18 protein-coding genes and 2 pseudogenes are annotated in these 19,501 nt (G+C 62.2%); 14 read left to right on the top strand and 6 right to left on the bottom strand.

Annotated features, from left to right (window positions below):
* Positions 1–80: 80 nt before the first annotated feature.
* On the top strand, positions 81–1,817 hold the full coding sequence (locus V1273_RS21260) for a methyl-accepting chemotaxis protein (protein ID WP_334363266.1): 1,737 nt from the start codon (positions 81–83) through the stop codon (positions 1,815–1,817).
* A 178-nt stretch (positions 1,818–1,995) separates the two neighbouring features.
* Here the strand turns inward: V1273_RS21260 and V1273_RS21255 are convergent, their stop codons facing one another.
* Positions 1,996–2,655: a peroxiredoxin gene (locus V1273_RS21255; RefSeq protein WP_334363265.1), complete on the bottom strand. Its 660-nt coding sequence runs from the start codon at positions 2,653–2,655 to the stop codon at positions 1,996–1,998.
* A gap of 447 nt (positions 2,656–3,102) precedes the next feature.
* On the opposite strand from V1273_RS21255, the gene V1273_RS21250 reads away from it, so the two are divergent.
* Positions 3,103–3,663, top strand: coding sequence for a hypothetical protein (locus tag V1273_RS21250; protein ID WP_334410769.1), 561 nt, complete (start codon positions 3,103–3,105; stop codon positions 3,661–3,663).
* Between the two features lie 427 nt (positions 3,664–4,090).
* Here V1273_RS21250 and V1273_RS21245 read toward each other — a convergent pair whose 3' ends face one another.
* A complete protein-coding gene (locus tag V1273_RS21245; RefSeq protein WP_334410768.1) occupies positions 4,091–4,618 on the bottom strand; it encodes a hypothetical protein in 528 nt (175 codons plus the stop codon).
* Positions 4,619–4,768: 150 nt separating this feature from the next.
* On the opposite strand from V1273_RS21245, the gene V1273_RS21240 reads away from it, so the two are divergent.
* Positions 4,769–5,047 (top strand): hypothetical protein, encoded by a 279-nt coding sequence (locus V1273_RS21240; protein WP_334410767.1) that lies wholly within the window; start codon positions 4,769–4,771, stop codon positions 5,045–5,047.
* A gap of 51 nt (positions 5,048–5,098) precedes the next feature.
* On the opposite strand, the gene V1273_RS21235 is transcribed toward V1273_RS21240, so the two are convergent.
* A complete protein-coding gene (locus V1273_RS21235; RefSeq protein ID WP_334363260.1) occupies positions 5,099–5,437 on the bottom strand; it encodes a hypothetical protein in 339 nt (112 codons plus the stop codon).
* 440 nt (positions 5,438–5,877) lie between these two features.
* Here V1273_RS21235 and V1273_RS21230 point away from each other — a divergent pair, with 440 nt between their 5' ends.
* From V1273_RS21230 to V1273_RS34085, 6 genes and pseudogenes are all read left to right on the top strand, one after another.
* On the top strand, positions 5,878–6,615 hold the full coding sequence (locus V1273_RS21230) for a Crp/Fnr family transcriptional regulator (protein ID WP_334381900.1): 738 nt from the start codon (positions 5,878–5,880) through the stop codon (positions 6,613–6,615).
* Positions 6,616–6,863: 248 nt separating this feature from the next.
* Positions 6,864–6,962: pseudogene (locus V1273_RS21225) on the top strand (protease); the annotation flags it as partial.
* A 29-nt stretch (positions 6,963–6,991) separates the two neighbouring features.
* Entirely contained in the window at positions 6,992–7,444 is a 453-nt protein-coding gene (locus V1273_RS21220; protein ID WP_334410766.1) for a PPC domain-containing DNA-binding protein, read from the top strand.
* Between the two features lie 74 nt (positions 7,445–7,518).
* Positions 7,519–8,010 carry a YciE/YciF ferroxidase family protein gene (locus tag V1273_RS21215; RefSeq protein ID WP_334363256.1) on the top strand — a complete coding sequence of 164 codons (492 nt, stop codon included), beginning with the start codon at positions 7,519–7,521 and terminating at the stop codon, positions 8,008–8,010.
* A 324-nt stretch (positions 8,011–8,334) separates the two neighbouring features.
* Complete coding sequence (locus V1273_RS21210; protein WP_334363254.1) at positions 8,335–8,862, top strand: hypothetical protein; 528 nt, start codon at positions 8,335–8,337, stop codon at positions 8,860–8,862.
* 152 nt (positions 8,863–9,014) lie between these two features.
* Positions 9,015–11,677: pseudogene (locus V1273_RS34085) on the top strand (bifunctional diguanylate cyclase/phosphodiesterase).
* Positions 11,678–11,683: 6 nt separating this feature from the next.
* Here V1273_RS34085 and V1273_RS21195 read toward each other — a convergent pair.
* From V1273_RS21195 to V1273_RS21185, 3 genes are all read right to left on the bottom strand, one after another.
* The gene (locus tag V1273_RS21195; RefSeq protein WP_442894100.1) at positions 11,684–14,137 is read right to left on the bottom strand and encodes a PAS domain S-box protein; all 2,454 of its coding nucleotides are present in this window, start codon (positions 14,135–14,137) and stop codon (positions 11,684–11,686) included.
* A 56-nt stretch (positions 14,138–14,193) separates the two neighbouring features.
* Positions 14,194–14,958: a thermonuclease family protein gene (locus tag V1273_RS21190; protein ID WP_334410762.1), complete on the bottom strand. Its 765-nt coding sequence runs from the start codon at positions 14,956–14,958 to the stop codon at positions 14,194–14,196.
* 75 nt (positions 14,959–15,033) lie between these two features.
* Positions 15,034–15,210, bottom strand: coding sequence for an RNA polymerase sigma factor region1.1 domain-containing protein (locus tag V1273_RS21185; RefSeq protein WP_334363249.1), 177 nt, complete (start codon positions 15,208–15,210; stop codon positions 15,034–15,036).
* 109 nt (positions 15,211–15,319) lie between these two features.
* On the opposite strand from V1273_RS21185, the gene V1273_RS21180 reads away from it, so the two are divergent.
* The 5 genes from V1273_RS21180 to V1273_RS21160 all read left to right on the top strand — a co-directional run bounded on the left by V1273_RS21180 (position 15,320) and on the right by V1273_RS21160 (position 19,462).
* Complete coding sequence (locus V1273_RS21180; protein ID WP_334363247.1) at positions 15,320–15,529, top strand: hypothetical protein; 210 nt, start codon at positions 15,320–15,322, stop codon at positions 15,527–15,529.
* A gap of 138 nt (positions 15,530–15,667) precedes the next feature.
* A complete protein-coding gene (locus V1273_RS21175; RefSeq protein ID WP_334410760.1) occupies positions 15,668–17,683 on the top strand; it encodes an acetyl/propionyl/methylcrotonyl-CoA carboxylase subunit alpha in 2,016 nt (671 codons plus the stop codon).
* Between the two features lie 109 nt (positions 17,684–17,792).
* Positions 17,793–18,662 (top strand): isocitrate lyase/PEP mutase family protein, encoded by an 870-nt coding sequence (locus V1273_RS21170; RefSeq protein WP_334410758.1) that lies wholly within the window; start codon positions 17,793–17,795, stop codon positions 18,660–18,662.
* Positions 18,659–18,958, top strand: coding sequence for an acylphosphatase (locus tag V1273_RS21165; protein WP_334363244.1), 300 nt, complete (start codon positions 18,659–18,661; stop codon positions 18,956–18,958). Before V1273_RS21170 ends, V1273_RS21165 begins: the two co-directional genes overlap by 4 nt.
* A 132-nt stretch (positions 18,959–19,090) precedes the next feature.
* Complete coding sequence (locus V1273_RS21160; RefSeq protein ID WP_334410757.1) at positions 19,091–19,462, top strand: nuclear transport factor 2 family protein; 372 nt, start codon at positions 19,091–19,093, stop codon at positions 19,460–19,462.
* Positions 19,463–19,501 lie beyond the last annotated feature (39 nt).

The raw sequence follows: 19,501 nt of genomic DNA, 5'->3' as shown, positions 1-19,501 counted from the left end.
TTTTCCCTGGGTTGTGCCCATTAAGGCGATCGTAAGCAAAACGGGTCAGATTGGGTGCGATTTTGGGGGAATTTCTCGTCATGACCACGCAATCCACTGGAAAGTTCCTGCCGGCGCTCAAGCTGCGCCTCGGTACCAAGGCTGTCATCTGTGCGATCCTCCTGATCGCGGTGAATACCGCGCTGGTGGTCGGGGCGGCCCATTGGTCGCTGACCTCCGAATTCGGCGACCGGGCGCTGCGGGACATCGAGGTCAACCTGCGCACGCTGGGTCTGGCATTTGCCGAGACCTACAGCGACGCCAAGATCACACTCAAGGATGGGGCGGTCGCCCGGGCCGAGATTCCGAAGATGCCCGAGTTCAAGGACCATGCGATCGTCGATCGCGCGGTGGGCTATGCCGGCGGCAACGCGACGCTTTTCGTCTATGACGACGCCAGCAACCAGTACGTCCGCCGCACCACCAATGTGAAGAAGGAGAACGGCGACCGCGCCGTCGGCACCCAGCTCGCGGCCGATCACCCCGGACAGGCGGTGGTGCGGCGCGGAGAGGCCTATCGGGGCCCGGCGACGCTGTTCGGAAAGACATTCATGACGGCCTACTACCCGATCCTGAATCCGGCCGGCAAGGTGATCGGGCTGCTGTATGTCGGCATTCCCATGGCTCACTACGAGAGCATGCTGTCGCATGCCATTCAGAACATGGCGATCGCAGCCGGCATTGCCGCCCTTCTGGTGATGATGCTGACGATGCTGATCGTGCGCCAGGTGACCAAGCCGCTGACGTCGGTCACGGCCTCGCTTACCGCCATCGCCAACGGCAACGCCGACGTCGAAATCGACTGCGACGACCGGACGGATGAGATCGGCGAGATTGCGCGTACGCTTGCGGTGTTCAAGAACAATTCGGTCGAACGCCGACGCTTGCGCGACGAGCAGACCGCGGCTGCCGCGGCCGCTGCCGAGCAGCGCAAGTCGGAATTGCGCGGCTTCGTCGACGAGTTCAAGACCAGCATCGGCGGCATCCTCGATAAGGTGCTGAACTCCTCCGGCGAGTTCGAGCGTGTCGCGCGGCAGCTCACCGACACCGCGCGGACTACCGCAAGCCTGTCCGGTAAGTCGGCCGGCGCTTCTGAGACCGCCTCCGAGCATGTCCGCACCGCGGCGGCCGCCTCCGACGAGCTCTCCAGCTCGATCGCCGAAATCACCCGCCGAGTCCAGGAATCGAACGGCATCGCGGCCGACGCCGTCAAGCAGGCCGCCGCCACCGACCAGCGCATCAACGAATTGTCGGAAGCCGGCGCCCGGATCGGCGACGTGGTGAAGCTGATCACCTCGATCGCCGAGCAGACCAACCTCCTGGCGCTCAACGCCACCATCGAGGCGGCGCGGGCAGGCGATGCCGGCCGCGGCTTTGCCGTGGTGGCGCAGGAGGTCAAGAGCCTCGCCGGCCAGACCGCGAAGGCGACGGAAGAGATTTCCAGCCAGATCGGCAGCATGCAGCTTGCGACCGAAGAGTCGGTCAGCGCGATCAAGGCGATCGGTCAGACCATCGAGCGCATCAGCGATATTGCCACCTCGATCTCGGCGGCGGTCGAGCAGCAGCGCGGCGCGACCCAGAACATCGCGCAGAGCGTGCGCGCGGCGGCGAGCGGCACGGCCGATGTTGCCGCCAACATCCGCAACGCCGCGCAGGGCGCCGACGAGACCGGCGAGACCTCGAGCCGGATGTTTGCCTCTGCGCAGAATCTGTCGAGCGAAAGCCTGCACCTGAAGGCCGAGGTCGAAAAATTCCTCGACCGCGTCCGCGCCGCCTGACGAGGCAGTCACGGCGGTGCATCACGCCGCCCGCGAAACCGGAAGCCGGTGCCGAAAACTTAGTTTGTCATTCCGGGATGGTGCGTTAGCACCAGACTCTGGTGCGCAATTGCGCACCAGAGAATCTCGAGATCCCGGATATGGTCCTTCGGACCATTCCGGGATGACCGCTGCGCGGTCACTTCGGCTGCGGCACGATCCGGATATAGGGCTTCGGCGCCTTCCAGCCGGCCGGATAGATCGTCTTCGCCTCGTCGTCGCTGACGGAGCCCGCGATGATGACGTCCTCGCCCTGTTTCCAGTCGGCCGGCGTGGCGACGCGATGCTTTGCGGTCAGCTGCAGCGAGTCGATCGCGCGCAGGATCTCCTGGAAGTTGCGGCCGGTGGTCATCGGATAGACGATCGTCAGCTTGATCTTCTTGTCGGGGCCGATCACGATCGCGTTGCGGACGGTCTGGTTGTCCGCAGGCGTGCGGGTGAGTGGATCGCCCGAGGTCGAAGCCGGCAGCATCTCGTAAAGCTTGGAGACGTTGTAGTCGGTATCGCCGATCATCGGATAGTTCGGCGCAGCACCCTGCGTCTCCTTGATGTCCTCCGACCATTTGGAATGGCGCTCGACAGGATCGACGCTCAGGCCAATCAGCTTGACGCCGCGCTTGTCGAATTCCGGTTTCAGCTTGGCGAGCAAGCCGAGCTCGGTGGTGCAGACCGGGGTGAAATCCTTGGGGTGCGAGAACAGCATCGCCCAGCTATTTCCGATCCAGTCGTGGAATTTAATTTTTCCCTCAGTGGTTTCGGCTTCGAAATCGGGGGCGACAGCGCCTATCGGAAGTGCCATGGTTTTACCTCATGTTGTTCAAGTTACAGGGAAATTTGCCTTTAACATTATAGGAGTCTGAAGCGGTTAAGTGAACCGGTTAGCGCAAAAGGTGAGATCCTTCTCCGCGAGCCCGGAACTCCTAGCATCTTCTCTTGGTCCGCGCCTCTGCGACGAAAAGAACCGGCGGGCCTGCATTCGATGGTGGAAGCCAGATTTGGGAGCCATCCTTTTGTTTTCACAACCGTTCCGCTTTTTTGCCGTCGCTGCCCCGATATTGCCTTTTATGGCCCGCATCACGCCGGCCGCTTTGCACCCGGGAATGCATTGATCTGAACCGTGACCGACCTCACAGCGACCAATTGGCAACCATGTAAAAATCAGGGAATGCGGGTTTCGAATTGTTAACCGCTCGTTCATGGCCCGTATGGAAATGCTGAACTGGAATTGAAATTGAGAAGTGCAACTATGTCTGCCCCGACCACTGAAATATCCCTCCAACCATCCTGCCGCAAGACCGCCGCTGATGCGCTTACCATCGTGCGCGACGGTGTGATCACCGGCGAAGGTCCCACGACCAAGGGCCGTATCCATTTCTCCCGCGCGCTCGATGCCGATGACGCCGCCTGGTGCGCACGCATCCTCACCGTGAGCGCGGTCGAGCATGAGCCGGTGAGCCGCGCCGAAATCGAAGCGTTGTTCGAAATCAGCGATGCGGCTGCGGAACGCACCGACGACGGACGTTTCGACGATTTGCTGGCCAAGGCGGTCGCCCACCATGCCGCTTCCGAGTCCGGCCTGCCGGTGCCGCCGCGCACGGTGGCGCTGTCGTCGGATACGCCGATCGAGAGCTGGGCGCCGGTGAAGGCCGCCAACATCGACACCAAGGTGTTGGAATGGATCGCCAGCCAGATGCGCGGCAAGCGCCACAGCAACCATCGGCTTGCCGCGCTGGTCGCTACCCTGGTCGGCGCCGCCGCGCTGCCGCTCGCGCAACTGCCGGGCATGCTGGATATGGGGCTGCTGTAGGTTCATTTGGCGATCATCGGTTTCAAGGCGGCGGGGTAGTACCCGCCGTTTTTGTTTTGAAGTCCGGCGTCGGTCCTCTGGTCTCATCCTCTGCGCATGCAATCCAGTACGCCGCGGCCTATCGGTTCAATCACTGGAATACTGGGTCGCCCGGTCCTGGCCGCATTGTCCGCGGATTCAGCGAGTCACGAGGGTTTAATTCTCGCTCGGGCACCCCATATGAACTCGATGGCACAATGGAAATCGTCAACCACGCGGCAACCACCGATGACAAAGGATGAGTTGCGCCTGATGCTGACCGAGGCAGTGCGCAATACGCAGCCAATCGCGGATCACAAGCCGAAACGCGCCCCGGAGGCGGAGGACGATCAGTCCTAGCTAGCCGCTCATTCGCAATAGCCAAGAAACACACTAGGCGCGGTGGCTACTATCGATCCCGATAGCCTGACCTAATCGGACGCTCAAAAAGGAATAACGGATGCGGATAGCTGCCAAGCCCACCGAACAAGAGATCATCGAGGGGCCGCAAGCGGTGTCTTTTCAGATCGCGAACGGAACTGCGCGGCAGCGCTGCATTCTGCAAACCGAGTTGCCGACGAAGGCGCTGGCGCAAAAATTTCTTCTCGCAAATTGGCCTGTTATCGAAAAGATGGCGCGCGATGCGCTCGCGGCTGGAAATCTTGAAGACGGCCAGATCAAACTCGTCATGGCTGCCTGAGCAGTTCATGATCAACGTCAATTTTGGATTACTACAGGACCAGTCATGCTGAAAGATCGCGAGAACATCCTGAAAGCGCTTCGCGAGAAGCCGCTCAAGGCCTACCAACTCATGCGGCGTGCCAATCTCCCCAATGAGGAAGCCTGCCAATCGCTGCTTCTGAAGATGCGCGACGAAGGTCTGGTGAAGTTCGATATCCACAAGGGTCATTGGCTCATCGGGTAGCCAGATAAACATGCGGCGGGGTCCCGTTTAGTTTTGCTCTGCGACACGATTTTACATTTGTGCGGAACCGGCCTCAGTGCCCCGGGGCGGGGCAAAATCCTGCCTGGAAACACATGGAAACATTGCAGCCTGACATCGTTCTTCGATGGAAGGAGGCCCGCCATGAGCAAGTTTCATGAGAAGGTCGAGGCTCAGACCAAACAGATCATCGGGCAAATGCTCGGCGACGACCTGCTGGTCCGGGAAGGTAAGGAGCAACATCGGCAGGCGACAGCGCCCGAACCGGCTGATCCTGGATCATCCGATGGCAGCGATGATCAGGGCATCGTCCGTGATCAACGGGGACAGGAGCAACCCAAAGACAAGGAGCGGGCCCAGCGCGTGAGCCGGGTCGGCCGCGGCGGCGATCCGCCTGGGAAGAAGCCTTCAGGCAATCGCTAAACAAGAGAAGAGGCGGTGTTGGACCGACTCTTCTCCAATGCCCGTTGTCAGCTACTGACAGATATGGCGCCGGCCGTCCGCACCGATGAATGTCGTTCCGGGCTGACAGACGAAGCCGCTATTGTAGTAGCGCGGCCCGTAGCCATAATTGTAGGCGTAGACGTCGTTTCGGAACGGCGCCGTCGCAATCGCGCCGGCCGTGCCGATCGCGCCGCCAACCACGCCGGCGGCTATTTCACCTGGCCAGAATCCGCCGTGACGATGATAGATCCGGTCCTGAGTCTGCGGTTTACGGATGGCATCCGACCGTCCGTGAGCATCCTGCGCCAGTGCCGGCGCTGCGACCGCACTTGAAAGAACCGCCGCTGCGGCGAGGAGCTTCAAGTTCATGAGTTGCCTCCGTTGTACCAACAGTGGGCCAACCGGGGGCGCCTATGACCGTTCCGATATCGTGATCGGTTCGCTTCAAACGGATGTGAGGTTTCCGTTCCAGTTTTGCCAAGGCGCTCAATCAGCAAAACGCACCATAGTTTCGCAGCCGGGTAGTCGGGCATTTTTCGCGCACTGAATCCATCAATGCTCGCGGTCATGAGCTGGGCGATCCCGGAGACGACAATCCTCAATGATCCCCCGCGCGCCGACTGCGTCGGGCCCTTCTCCAGCGTGCAACGATCGGATTGGCCCTTGCGGTTCAGCATGGAGCGACTTGCAATGTCGGGTGCCGGACAGACGCCGTTCCCGAGAAAAGGATAGCGTTTAAAATCAGCGGTAACCCTCCGGCGGCCGCGTGACTGAGAGACGCAAGTGCTCCCGCCAATCCGGGAGTTCTCATGCAGTCGTTTTCGAGTAATCTGCTGCTGTCGTCTTTCGCCCCGCCGGATGTCGAGGCATTGCGGCCTCACCTCAGGCCTGTCGTGCTGGAGCACACCAAGATCCTGCATGAAGCCGGGGAGAAGATTAGCGGGGTCTACTTTCCATTCGATGCGGTGATTTCGCTCGTGGTGCTGCTTGAGGGCGGAGAAACCGTTGAAGCCGCCATGGTTGGCCGCGATGGTGTCGTCGGCGCTTCGGCGGCTTTGGACGGCAAGCTGGCCCTCAATCGCGCGATCGTTCAAATCGGCGGACATGGTGTGGTGTGTGAGCCCGACGCATTCAAGCGCGTGGCGCTCGACCGCCCGGGCATGCTTTCGATGATCATCAGTCACGAGCAGACGGTTTATGGCCAGGCGCAGCAGTCCGCCGCCTGCAACATCCTCCACGATTCGACGGCGCGGCTGTGCCGTTGGCTGCTGCGTGCGCGCGACCTCTCAGGAAACGATACGCTCCCTTTCACGCAGGAGTTTCTCGCGGAGATGCTGGGTGTCCGGCGAACCACCGTTTCCCCGGTGGCGCATACGCTGCAAGCTGCAGGAATGATCCGATACCGGCGAGGCAAGATCGAGATCACAAACGTCGAAGCGCTACGGGAAAGCGCCTGCGAGTGCTATGAGACAGTTCGTAACAATTACGATCGATTGCTGGGGCACAACCGCAATAGCGAGCCTGATCACGCAGCTCCGAAGAGTTGAAATTACAATCCGTTTGCGAGATGGTTCGTCGGTCAATCTAGAATCTAGTCAGGCGATCGCGACGCGCTTCCGGTCAAAGCTTCGGCGTCTGGCTTGATTGGATCAGCGCCAGTCGAGCGAACTTTTCGGGGAATAGCGAGTTCCCGCGCCGGCTCGCCTCTCGGGCCAGAGGCGCCGGATTCGGATCGACGGGAACGATGCCCTGTAGTGCCGATTGACCGGGACGGCTCACTCCCAGGGAGCACCCGATGGATCTCGACGGAAAGAAAATCGCAATTCTGGTAACGCACGGCTTTGAACAGTCGGAACTAGAAGTGCCGCGTGATCGGCTGAAAAAAGCCGGCAGCGCAGCCTGACCGCCATTTGCGAGGTCGCCATGAAGAGCAAGCGTATCGGCGCCGACGACAAGGCGCAGGTTCACGTCGTCATTCTGGACACCGGCGAGGAGGCGTTTGCCGCGCTCACCCGGTTCGCAGCCGAATCCGGGGTCTTCGCGGCCTCGCTGACCGCGATCGGCGCCTTCGAACGGGCGACGGTCGGCTGGTTCGACGTCGCCGCAAAGAACTACCGGAAGATCGCGGTCGACGAACAGTGCGAAGTCCTCAGCGCGATCGGCGATGTTGCCGCCGGCGACGACGGCAAGCCCAGCCTGCACGTTCACGTCGTACTCGGCCTTGCCGATGGCTCGACGCGCGGCGGCCATCTGCTGGCAGCAACCGTCAGGCCGACGCTCGAAGTGATCTTGACCGAAGCGCCGGCAGCGCTTCGACGCAAGAAGAAGCCCGACCTCGGAATTGCCCTCATCGATCTTGCGGCGGGGGACGGGTAGCGCATCCGACGAGCGCTTTAGGAACCATTTCATTCGGTCTCATGTTGTTGGCGCACCCATCAATGGAGGAAGCCATGCCTGACAAGGACCTAAATGAATTGTTCCTGGATACGCTGAAGGACATATACTACGCCGAGAAGCAGATCCTGAGGGCGCTGCCGAAAATGGCGAAGGCTGCCACCTCGGACAATCTGCGGGCCGCCTTCGAAAAGCACCACGAAGAGACCGAAGCGCATGTCGAAAGGCTGGAAGAGATATTCGAGCTTCTCGGCAAGCCGGCGCGCGGCAAGAAGTGCGAAGCGATCGAGGGCATCATCGACGAAGGCAAAGACATCATGGAGCAGTATGCCGACACGCCCGCGCTCGATGCCGGTCTGTTGGCCGCCGCCCAATCGGTCGAGCATTACGAGATTTCTCGTTACGGCACCCTGAAAGCCTGGGCACAAAAGCTCAACAATCCGCAAGCCGTGAAGCTGATCGATCAGACGCTCGCCGAAGAGAAAAAGACAGACGAAACCCTGACCAAGATCGCGGAGACCGAGGTCAATTACGAGGCCGCGGCATAGGGCCACTCGTTCTACCGCGTCATAGCTGCTCAAACCGTCATCCTGAGGCCCCGCAGAGCGGGCGTCTCGAAGGGTGTAGGCTGCAGACGGGGTCGTCGGCGTCCAGGTGAGCACCTTGGCAATCTGTTTCGACTTCCGGACCAGAGCCTCATGGCTCCCGCCGGAGTTCGATACCGTAGGGAAACACGGCAGCAAAACGATCGCCGAGGTAGTCGTTTCGCGGGTCGCACAAATTATTTGCGCGCGGGGCGCCACCGTAAGCAAACGTTTAGCCGCTGCCCGTAAAATGCCGGCATCAACTTGTGCATTAACCTCCGGTTAGTCATGCGCCTTCTGCCGATGAAAGAGCCGGACAGGTCCTGGCGGTCGATCAAGGGCCAGTGGAAGAAGGACGCCGAAAGCGTCGGCGAGGACTTTTCGACCTTTTCGACGGGAAGCTATGCGGCCTATGACGGGTTGACCAAGGAAGGCGATCACCCCAGCCTGTACTGCTTGTCCGATGGCGAGCGCATCCATGCGGCCTGCCAGGTCAGCCGCCTGATGATGAGCAAATTTCCGGATCCCATCCTCCGCGCGCGCTTTATCGTGGTGTCGCCGGTTTACGAACTCGGCATCGCCGATGCCGGTCAGTACGCCCAGACGATGGTGGCGCTGTTCTCGGGCATCGTATGGCTGTCGAGGGATACGATGTCGGCGAGCCACATCCGGTTTTTCCTGCGCAGTCCCGGAGACTCGCAGTTCTTTGCGGCGCTGCTGGCGTCGACGCCGGGCTCGCTGTTTTCGAAATTCACGATCGACGGGGCGCTGATCGAGTGCAGTCTCAAGGAAGACGAGATGGCGGAATCCGCCTGATTCCGCGGCCGCTTTAACCTCCCGATAACTCATTTTGCTAACGCCCCCTTGGCTTGTGGTCCCTACAACGAGCGCCTGTGGGGGCAGCGAAAATGCTGAATAATCCATCGGACGACGTCATCGCGGAGAGCCAGCCGCTGTTCGGTCGCGGCATGCCGTGGCGGATCAGGCTGGGCGCGATCCAGTGGCTGATCCTGAGTGCTGCGGGGATCGTGATCGCGATCATGCTCGGCACCGGCTATTTCGCCATGCAATACCGCGAGCGGGCGCTGGAAGTCGCCGAGCGCGAACTCAACAACAGCGCGCTCTTGCTGTCACGGCATTTCGACCAGCAACTGAACGATCTCCAGCATGTGCATGAGGACGTCGTATCCGGCATGCGGGCCGACGGGGTCGATACGTCGGAAGAATTCGAACAGAGGATGTCGACCTTGAGCGCGCACGAGATGCTGCGCGGCAAGCTTTCGGCGCTGCCCCATGTCGGCGCGCTGAACCTGTGGAACGTCAAGGGATGGCTGATCAATTCCTCCGAGATGTGGCCGGTCCCCGATCTCAGCATCGCGGACCGTCAGTACTTCAAGGAGTTCACGTCGGGAAAACCGACCACCGATGTGATCGTCGAGCCGGTCGTCAGCAAGGTGACGAGGAACTGGACCACGCTATTTGCGCGCAAGATTGTCGGCCGCAACGGCGAGATCATCGGATTTGCCAGCCGCGGCGTCGAACCGTCGCATTTCGAGGCCTTTGTCGGATCGCTGGAGCTCAACAGCGATACCGCGATCTCGATGATTCACCGCAACGGCACCATCATTGCCCGCTATCCGAAGGACGACAGCGTGATCGGCTTCAATGTCGCCGGAAGCGAAGCCTTTCAACGCGCGCTGGCCGTGGATGGCAACATATCCGGGCGCTTCACCAGCGCGAGGCTGGCGGAAGACAAGGTCGGCGCGGTCAAGTCGCTCATGCACTTCCCGATCCTGATCGTGGCGACCACCCGAACGGAGGCGGCGTTGGCCGACTGGCGGGCGCAGACCAGGCTGCAATTTTTCGCGGCGGCGCTGGCGGTCATCGTCGTGATCGGCATGGTCTTCCTGATCGTGCGTCAGCTCCGCCGCCAGCATGCCGCCGCGCAGCGCAAGCTTTCGGAGAAGAGCCAGCATCTCGACACCGCCATCAACAACATGACGCAAGGGCTGTTGCTGTTCGATTCCTCGGGCCGTCTCGTGATCTGCAACCGGCGCTATATCGATATGTTCGGGCTCTCGCCGGAAGTCGTCAAACCCGGCTGTCATCTGCGCGACCTGATCCGGCACCGTCAGGAACGCGGCTCCTTTCTCGGCGACGTCGACGCCTATTGCGACCGCTTCCTCGATCCCAACGGCAGTCTCGTTCAGGACACCGTGACCTCGACGCCGGATGGGCGGACGATCCGGCTGATCTTCAAGCGCTCGGCGGACGGCGGCTGGGCCGCGACGCTGGAAGACGTCACCGAAGGGCGGCGCGACCAGGCCAGAATCGAACATCTCGCCCATTACGACGCGCTGACCAATCTGCCGAACCGCACCCTGTTCCAGCGCCATGCGGAGGGACTGCTGCTGGAAACCGAGGGCCAGGAATTCGCGATCCTCTATATCGACATCGACGAGTTCAAACGCATCAACGACACGCTGGGACATCTGATCGGGGACGAGTTCCTGAAGGGCGTGGCGGAGCGGTTGCGCCAGTCGGTCGGCGCTGAGGATTTCATCGCCCGCCTGGGCGGGGACGAATTCGCTATCCTTCAGCACGGCATCGAGAGCGCCGAGGACGTTCACGCGCTGGTCGCGTACGGATCTATCAGGCGCTGCGTACCCCGTTCGACTGCCATGGCCATCAGCTTTCCAGCGATGCGAGCATCGGCATCGCGATTGCCCCGCGCGACGGCTCGGACCTTTTCGATCTCCTGAAGAACGCCGATCTCGCGATGTATGCGGCGAAGGCCGCCGGCCGCAGGACCTATCGCTTCTTCGATCCGGAGATGGAGCAGCAGGCCAATCATCGCCGCGAACTGGAGGCAGACTTGCGCGAGGCGCTGGTGCAGGGCGGGTTCGAACTGCACTATCAGCCGCAGGTCGATCTGCGCGGCGATTGCGTCACCGGCTGCGAGGCGCTATTGCGCTGGCGGCATCCGGTGCGCGGCATGATCTCGCCCGCCGATTTCGTGCCGGTCGCCGAGGAGACCGGCCTGATCGAGGAGATCGGGCAGTGGGTGTTGCGCACCGCCTGTGCCGAAGCCGCCGCCTGGCCAGCCCATGTCCGAATCGCCGTCAACGTTTCGCCGATCCAGTTCCGGTCGGAAACGCTGTCGGTGAAAGTCGCGGCTGTCCTTGCCGAGACCGGACTCGATCCGCGCCGGCTGGAGCTGGAGATCACGGAAGCCGTCCTGATGGCGGACGACGACGCCGCGCTCGCGGCGCTGAACCAGCTCCGCGCGCTCGGCATTCACATCGCACTCGACGATTTCGGCACCGGCTATTCTTCGCTGCAATATCTGCAGCGCTTCCCGTTCGACAAGATCAAGATCGACCGCTCCTTCGTCAAGGAAGTGACGCGCAATTCCTCGTCGGCCTCGATCATCCGCGCGGTGGTCAGCATCGCCGCCGACCGCAATATGATCACGACTGCCGAAGGCGTCGAGACGTTGCAGCAGCGCGAGACCGTGCAGAGTCTCGGATGCACGCAGATGCAGGGCTATGTGTTCAGCGCCGCGCGCCCTGCGCAGGAAATCCGCGCGCTCCTGGCATCGGGGGAGGCCGGCGTCGACGCCGCGGCGTGAGCTTCCCTAGCGGCGCGCCTCGGAAATCGCCTTCCTGAGAATTCGCGACAGCAGTTCCACCGAATAGGGTTTCTGGATCAGCTCGAAGCCGCGGTGGGCGCTCTCCGCCAGCACGTTGCTGTAGCCGCTGGTCAGCACCACGGGCAGGCCGGGATAGCGTTCGCGCACGATGCCGGCGAGCTCGACGCCGTTCATCCCGGGCATGATGACGTCGGAAAACACCAGGTCGGCGGAAAACTCGTCCTCGGCCAGGATTGCGAGCGCGGCGTCCGCGCTGGCGACGCGGCGCACGGTGTAGCCGAGATCTTCCAACAGTTCGGTGGAGAACTGGCCGACGTCGTCATTGTCCTCGACGACGAGGACGCGGTAGCCGCGGCCGCGGGCAGCAGGCTCGCTGGCGGTCGCGGCGGCTTCACTCGTATCGGCCGGCACCGCGGCCTGCGGCAGGTAGATCGTGAACGTCGCACCCTGGCCGGGCTCACTTGCAACTGCGATATCGCCGTCGGATTGCTTGGCAAAACCGAACGCTTGGCTCAGCCCGAGGCCGGTGCCCTTGCCGACTTCCTTGGTGGTGAAGAACGGCTCGAAGATCGTCTCGAGCAGGGCAGGGGCAATGCCGCAGCCGGTGTCGGTCACGGTGATGGCGACGAAGTCGCCGCGGCGGGCGGGCTGGGTACGCAGCGGCGGAATCGCATCCACCTTGCGGACCTGAATGGTCAGCCGGCCCTCGCTGTCCATGGCATCGCGGCTGTTGACGGCGAGATTCATCAGCGCGGTTTCGAATTGCGCAACGTCGGCGATTGCGAAGCAATTGAGATCGGCGATTTCGACGTCGATCCTGATCCGGGCACCGACGAGGGGACGGATCAATTGCGCGACTGATTCGACCTGGGTGCCGACGTTGAACACCTGCGGCTTGAGCGGCTGCCTGCGGGCGAACGCCAGCAATTGTCCGGTCAGTTTGGAGGCGCGCTCCACGGTCTCGGCGATCGCGTCGATATAGCGCCGGCGCCGCTCTTCCGGCAACTCGCGGCGGCGCAGGAAATCGGTTGCGGAGCGGATGATGGTCAACAGGTTGTTGAAATCGTGCGCCACGCCGCCGGTCAACTGTCCGACCGCTTCCATCTTCTGCGACTGGCGAAGCGCTTCCTCGCCCTGGCGGCGCTCGGTGACGTCGATGGCCTCCGGCACTGCCCCGATGACGGTGCCGCGCCGGTCGTGCAGCGGGCGCATCGCGAAATCGAAATAGCGGTCGCCGATCGGCAGGTGCAGCAGCATTTCAATCTTGACCTCTTCGCCCTGCATGACCGTGATGAAGGCGTCGCGGACGGCGTCGCGCATGCCGGGGGTCGTGGCAAACCATGGCGTTTCCCAGAACGGCTGGCCGACCACCGCGCCGGCGTCGGCGTGGATGCCGGCCAACGCCGTCCTGTTGGCATAGAGCACCTCGCCGTGCTGGTTGAGCAACGCCTGATATTGATGGCTGGTCTCGAAGATTGCCCGCATCTGGGCTTCGCTGGATTCGAGCTGCGCCGTCCGCTCGGTGATCCGCATCTCGAGAATTTCGTTCAGCCGGCGCAGATCGTGCTCGGCCTGCTTGGCCGAGGTGACGTCGTGGGCAACGCCGATGAAGCCGATGTGCTTGCCGGTCGGATCCCAGCGCGGCTGGGATTCCGAGCGCAGCCACCGCCATTCGCCGTCGGCGCGCTGATAGCGGGCCTCCAGCACGAACGGCTTGAGCGATGCTTCGCCTGCGACGGATTCCTGGACGACGCGCGCCGCGTCGTCCGGATGCAGCCTTTTGCGCCAGTCGAACACGATGGCTTCCTCGAACGGCAGTCCAAGGAAATCGACATAGGCCTGGTTGGCGAAGGAACGCGTGCGGTCGAGCTTGGTGACCCAGATCGGGACCGGCGCGCTGTTGGCGATCAGGCGGAAGCGCTCCTCGCTTTCGCGCAAGGTTGCCTGCGCCAGCATCTGATCGGTGACGTCGCAATCGGCGCCGACGAGGCGCAGCGCGCGGCCGTCGGCCTCGCGCTCTATCTTGCCGACGACGCGGATCCAGCGGACCGCGCCGTCGTTCGGCCGCACGATGCGGTATTCGGCCGAATAGTCCTCGCTCTGGCTCTTCAATACGCCGAACAGGTGCTGGACCGTTCGCTCGCGATCCTCGGGATGGATTCGACTGACCCATTCCTCATAGGTCTCGTTGGCCGCCTCGGGCGGCAGCCCGTGAACGAGAAGATATTCGGGGGAGCGGCGGTTCTTGACGCCGTCACGGAAATCGATTTCGAGACCACCGACGCCGGCGATGCGCTGGATCCGCGCCAGCTCCGCTTCGCGCTCCTGCAAAGCACGATGGGCTCTGTCGCGCTCGCTTGCGATTTCCTGCAGATATTGCCGCAAGCGCTCGGCGGCGGCCGCTTCAGGCAGGAGGTTCGTGGTGTCGGAAGGTGTCATGCGTGCCGGCAACCTCTGGCGGCACTTTCACACAAGAGCCGGCGCGTTAGCCAGCCTCATTTGCTCTTGGTGGTTGACCGGCAGTTATAGGCCCTGCGGAACCCGGCGGCCTGCGCATCTTCCTCGGAACAGAACCAGCGATCCGGCTTGGTCAGTCCCGGATAGGAGCGGCATGCCTGCAGGTGGTAGATGCCAAGGTTCCCGGTGACGCGCGCGCGCACCGCGTACCTCCCCTTGATGTTGCAATTCGCCGGCATCACGAGATCCTCGGGGAACAGCGCCTCGCGGATTTCGCGGTCGCGATCGACGCGGCACGCGGCGCCGAGCAAGGGAGCGTCTTTCTTCCCGGCGCGGAACTCGCGCGGCGCGACGAAGCAGCCTTTCCAGAGTCCCTGGCGGTCGTCCTTGGCGCGGGCCTCGTCCACCTGGAAGCGACCGCTGGCGGAGACTTCGACATTCAGTGCAAAGCCGTTGCGGACAAGGAGTTGGCTCAAACTGGTCCTGTCGCCCTCGATCTTGCACACGCCGATGCGCCGTTTCTTGTAAGTAGGATCGGGACCCAGATCGTCGCAGCGAACCTGTTTGCCGCCGATCAACTTGGTCAGTTGATCGCGCGCCTCAATCCCGCAGGTCCAGCTATCGGCATTCTGATCGATGCAGAGTTGATCAACGGTGGGCGCATCGATGCCGTCGAGCCGGTAGGTAATGTTGCCGAGCTGAAGCGAGCTGCCATCTCGAATGGTGGCCGTTGCGGCCAAACTCTGGCTGGCCGGAAGGGCGATCGACAGCAACGCCGCAACCAGAAAAATTCGTGACCGCATCTGTTTCACTTTAAATAGATTTCGCACCGATGCGTTCTAGCACATGCTGGCGTCAAGGAACCAAGCGCGGCGGCCTTACGCCTCTCTGACGTTTATTCCTCGGACGCTCAAGGCCTCGAAGAGAGCTTCGATGATTTCGGGCTCAAGCCTGTCGGCAGATGACGGCACGAGCTCGTCAATTTGGTCAAACGTGATGAACCCGTATTGGTCGCCAATTTCAATCGCTCTTCTGATGATCGCTGATAAATCCATTTGATCGTCCTCTCGATATCGAAGCTCCTACTAAAGGGGATGAGAGCACCATTGACTTAACAAGAACAAAATAAGAACATGGGGCCCTCGCTCAACACGGAATATTGCCATGTCGTCCTCTTCACAGCCGAAGTCCGAAGAGAACGACGAGCTGGAAGCCGCTGTAGATCAGGCGATTTCTGCCTGTGGTGGGGATATGAGGGCGACGATCCGCGCGTTGATCGTGGCCAACGACTATCTGGAATCCGAGGTCGGCGAGCTGATGAAAGCGGTATCCCATGCCTATGCGCGGGGCCGCTTCAACTCCTATTCCGGCTGAATTAGCGCCGGGCGGCGCCGCGAAGCCGGTACGAGACCGTTGCCTCCATCGATTTTTGCTGTACGACGGGTGTGTTACCCGCGTCCCGCATGTCTCGTTGCGGGGGAGGATCCCGCCCAAAGCTCAAGCAAGAAGAACATGTTCAAGAGAATTCTGATCGCAAATCGCGGCGAGATCGCCTGCCGGGTCATCAAGACTGCGCGCCGAATGGGGATCGAGACGGTCGCGGTGTATTCCGAAGCGGACCGCGATGCGCTCCACGTCGAAATGGCGGATAAGGCCGTGCTGATCGGCCCGCCGGCGGCCGCCGAGAGCTATCTGTTGATCGACCGGATTATCGATGCCTGCCGCAAGACCGGCGCAGAGGCCGTGCATCCCGGTTATGGCTTTCTTTCCGAGCGCGAGGCGTTTCCGCGCGAGCTCGCCAAGGCGGGTATCGTCTTCATCGGCCCCAATCCCGGCGCCATTGCCGCGATGGGCGACAAGATCGAATCCAAGAAGGCCGCCGCGAAGGCAAAAGTCTCGACCGTGCCGGGACATCTCGGTGTGATCGAGGACGAAAAGCACGCGGTGAAGATCGCCGACGAGATCGGCTACCCCGTGATGATCAAGGCCTCCGCCGGCGGCGGCGGCAAGGGCATGCGGATCGCGTACTCGAAGAAGGAAGTCGTCGAGGGCTTCAATCTCGCCAAGGCGGAAGCGAAATCCTCGTTCGGCGACGACCGCGTCTTCATCGAAAAGTTCATCGTCGATCCCCGCCACATCGAAATACAGGTGCTCGGCGACAAGCATGGCAATGTGATCCATCTTGGCGAGCGCGAATGCTCGATCCAGCGCCGTAACCAGAAGGTCATCGAGGAAGCGCCGTCGCCGCTGCTCGACGAAACCACCCGCCGCAGGATGGGTGAGCAGGCAGTGGCACTGGCGAAGGCGGTGAATTACGATTCGGCCGGCACCGTCGAATTCGTCGCCGGCCAGGATAAGAGCTTTTACTTCCTGGAGATGAACACCCGTCTGCAGGTCGAGCATCCCGTCACCGAACTGGTCACGGGCATCGACCTGGTCGAGCAGATGATCAGGGTCGCGGCCGGCGAGAAGCTTTCCATCACTCAGAAGGACGTCACGCTGACCGGCTGGGCCGTGGAATCGCGCGTCTATGCCGAGGATCCCTTCCGCAACTTCCTGCCGTCGATCGGCCGGCTGGTGAAATACCGGCCGCCGGCGGAAGCGAGCCAGGACGGCGTTACCATCCGCAACGACACCGGTGTGCAGGAGGGCGGCGAGATCTCGATCCATTACGATCCGATGATTGCCAAGCTCGTGACGCACGCGCCGTCACGAGCCGCCGCGATCGAGGCACAGGCCACGGCGCTCGACGCGTTCTACGTCGACGGCATCCGTCACAACATTCCGTTCCTGTCGGCGCTGATGAACCATCCGCGCTGGCGCGAAGGCAAGCTTTCCACCGGCTTCATATCAGAGGAATTTCCAAAAGGGTTTTCGGCGCATCCGCCGGAAGGCGAGATCGCGCGGCGGCTGGCCGCCGTGGGTGCCGCGATCGATCACGTGCTCGGCGAGCGCAAGCGCCAGATTTCCGGTCAGTTGACCGGCCGCCTGGTGCAGCGTGAACGTCGCCGCGCGGTGTGGCTCGGCCGCGACGAAATCGCGCTGGACGTGGCGCGCGAGGCCGACGGCATCGCGGTGCGTTTCATCGGCGCCGATGGCCTGCCGGGCAATCCGCACAACCTGATCTCGAGCTGGACGCCGGGCGAGCCGGTCTGGCACGGCACCATCGACGGCCACTTGGTCGCAATGCAGGTACGCGCAATCCCGAACGGCTTCCGCCTCGCGCACCAAGGCTTTGAAGTTGCAGTCAACGTCTTCACCGAAAGCGAGGCTGCCGCCGCGCGACTGATGCCGGTGAACTCGGCGGCCGACACCGGCAAGAAGCTGCTGTGCCCGATGCCGGGGCTCGTGGTGTCGATTGCGGTCGCCGAAGGGCAGGAGGTCAAGTCCGGCGAGACGTTGGCCGTGGTCGAGGCGATGAAGATGCAGAACGTGTTGCGCGCCGAACGCGACGGCACCGTGAAGAAGATCCATGCCGCGGCCGGCGCCACACTGGCGGTGGACGCGTTAATTTTGGAGTTTGCGTAGACGAAACCCCCGTCATTGCGAGCGCAGCGAAGCAATCCATCGTGCGGCAAAGGAAGTATGGATTGCTTCGTCGCTGCGCTCCTCGCAATGACGAATGAGGAGCCTCCTGATGTCTTTCCGCAAACGCCGCGAAGCTCTGCGTTCCATCCTCGGCAGCTTCACCTGCATCCGCCCGGGATCGGTCTATGATGCGACCTCGATCCGCATTGCCGAAGACCTCGGCTTCGAGCTCGGCATGTTCGGCGGGTCGGTGGCCTCGCTTGCCGTTCTCGGCGATCCCGATATTGCGCTGATCACACTGACGGAGTTGGCCGAGCAGATGCGCCGGATGTCGCGTGCTTCGACACTGCCGGTATTGGTCGACGCCGACCACGGCTACGGCAATGCGCTCAATGTTCGCCGTACCGTGCATGAACTCGAGGCTGCCGGCGCCGCTGGCCTCACGATTGAGGATACGCTCTTGCCGCAGGCGTTCGGGCAGGCCGGAACGCAATTGATTCCGCTGGAGGAGGGCGTCGGCAAGATGAAGGCCGCGCTCGACGGCCGCAGCGATTCCTCGCTGGTCATCATCGGCCGCACCGGCGCCGTGTCCGTCACCGGCCTCGACGACGCGATCGCGCGGGCGAAAGCGTATGAGGCCACCGGCGTCGATGCGCTGTTCTTCACCGGCATCAAGAGCCGGGGCGAGCTGGAAGCGATTTCCGCCGCGACGAGATTGCCGATCGTGCTCGGTGGTGCGCCCGAGGAGATGACGGCGCTGGATTATCTCGCCGGTCAGCGCGTGCGGATCGCGCTGCAGGGCCACGCGCCATTCGCCGCCGCAACGCAGGCCGTCTACCAGACGCTGAAGGCGTTGCGTGAGGGAACCTCGCCGAAAAATTTGAACGGCCTTGCGTCTGCCGAGTTGACCAGCCGGGCCATGCGCGATGCCGAAGTAAAGTCGCGCGCCGGCGCATTTCTCGGGTTGAAGAACAAATGAGCGATGCAATTCGTCATGTCACGATAAGCGGCCGGGTGCAGGGCGTCGGCTATCGCGCTTGGGTCGACGACACGGCACGGGCGCGCGATCTCGAAGGCTGGGTGCGCAACCGCAGGGACGGCCGTGTCGAGGCGTTGTTCGCAGGTCCCGCGGAGCCGGTGACCGCGATGATCTCGGCTTGCCGGCGAGGGCCGTCATCGGCCCGGGTCGAGGCGGTACACGACGACGCCGGCAATCCCGAGATGCTGAAGCTGCGGCGGGCAGGGGAGCGGTTCTCGGTGCTCCCGACGATATAACGTCGGTGGCTGTTTGAACCAGGGCCCGTTCGCGGGGGGCCTCCGACCTTGACCGACCCAGTCGCCAATGGCCTATTCGGAGATCGAACGCACAGAGCAAATATCAACCATCCGACTGGGCGGAGACGGGCGATGGACATTCGATCGACGCTGACGGGTTTATGTGATGCCTTCAACGCGCACGATCTTGATCGCATCATGGCGTTCTTTTCTGACGATTGCGTCCTGGAGATGCCGCGGGGAAGCGAGCCTTGGGGGACTCGTTTCGAGGGCAAACGGAACGTACGGGAAGCGCTGGCAACACGCTTCGAAGGTCTGCCTGACGTCCACTACGGCAACGATGAGCATTTTGTGGATTCGACTGCCGAGACCGGCATCTCAAAATGGACACTCACAGGCACCACCCGCGAGGGCACGAGAAAGGAGGTCCGAGGTTGTGACTTCTACACGTTTCGCAACGGGAAGGTGATCCGCAAGGACTCCTATTGGAAAATCGTGGAGTAGGGCCGGTGTTGGCTTTTCGCGTCCAGCAGGCGGATATTG

The organism is Bradyrhizobium sp. AZCC 1721 (genome assembly GCF_036924715.1).
Taxonomy (GTDB): domain Bacteria; phylum Pseudomonadota; class Alphaproteobacteria; order Rhizobiales; family Xanthobacteraceae; genus Bradyrhizobium.
The sequence above is the reverse complement of the archived record's forward strand: the minus strand, read 5'-3'. Positions and strand labels throughout refer to the sequence as shown.

Excerpts from the sequence above, each read along its gene's own strand:
- V1273_RS21260 (WP_334363266.1), top strand. The coding sequence starts at position 81 with ATGACCACGCAATCCACTGGAAAGTTCCTGCCGGCGCTCAAGCTGCGC.
- V1273_RS21255 (WP_334363265.1), bottom strand. The coding sequence starts at position 2,655 with ATGGCACTTCCGATAGGCGCTGTCGCCCCCGATTTCGAAGCCGAAACC.
- V1273_RS21250 (WP_334410769.1), top strand. The coding sequence starts at position 3,103 with ATGTCTGCCCCGACCACTGAAATATCCCTCCAACCATCCTGCCGCAAG.
- V1273_RS21245 (WP_334410768.1), bottom strand. The coding sequence starts at position 4,618 with ATGTTTATCTGGCTACCCGATGAGCCAATGACCCTTGTGGATATCGAA.
- V1273_RS21240 (WP_334410767.1), top strand. The coding sequence starts at position 4,769 with ATGAGCAAGTTTCATGAGAAGGTCGAGGCTCAGACCAAACAGATCATC.
- V1273_RS21235 (WP_334363260.1), bottom strand. The coding sequence starts at position 5,437 with ATGAACTTGAAGCTCCTCGCCGCAGCGGCGGTTCTTTCAAGTGCGGTC.
- V1273_RS21230 (WP_334381900.1), top strand. The coding sequence starts at position 5,878 with ATGCAGTCGTTTTCGAGTAATCTGCTGCTGTCGTCTTTCGCCCCGCCG.
- V1273_RS21220 (WP_334410766.1), top strand. The coding sequence starts at position 6,992 with ATGAAGAGCAAGCGTATCGGCGCCGACGACAAGGCGCAGGTTCACGTC.
- V1273_RS21215 (WP_334363256.1), top strand. The coding sequence starts at position 7,519 with ATGCCTGACAAGGACCTAAATGAATTGTTCCTGGATACGCTGAAGGAC.
- V1273_RS21210 (WP_334363254.1), top strand. The coding sequence starts at position 8,335 with ATGCGCCTTCTGCCGATGAAAGAGCCGGACAGGTCCTGGCGGTCGATC.
- V1273_RS21195 (WP_442894100.1), bottom strand. The coding sequence starts at position 14,137 with ATGACACCTTCCGACACCACGAACCTCCTGCCTGAAGCGGCCGCCGCC.
- V1273_RS21190 (WP_334410762.1), bottom strand. The coding sequence starts at position 14,958 with ATGCGGTCACGAATTTTTCTGGTTGCGGCGTTGCTGTCGATCGCCCTT.
- V1273_RS21185 (WP_334363249.1), bottom strand. The coding sequence starts at position 15,210 with ATGGATTTATCAGCGATCATCAGAAGAGCGATTGAAATTGGCGACCAA.
- V1273_RS21180 (WP_334363247.1), top strand. The coding sequence starts at position 15,320 with ATGTCGTCCTCTTCACAGCCGAAGTCCGAAGAGAACGACGAGCTGGAA.
- V1273_RS21175 (WP_334410760.1), top strand. The coding sequence starts at position 15,668 with ATGTTCAAGAGAATTCTGATCGCAAATCGCGGCGAGATCGCCTGCCGG.
- V1273_RS21170 (WP_334410758.1), top strand. The coding sequence starts at position 17,793 with ATGTCTTTCCGCAAACGCCGCGAAGCTCTGCGTTCCATCCTCGGCAGC.
- V1273_RS21165 (WP_334363244.1), top strand. The coding sequence starts at position 18,659 with ATGAGCGATGCAATTCGTCATGTCACGATAAGCGGCCGGGTGCAGGGC.
- V1273_RS21160 (WP_334410757.1), top strand. The coding sequence starts at position 19,091 with ATGGACATTCGATCGACGCTGACGGGTTTATGTGATGCCTTCAACGCG.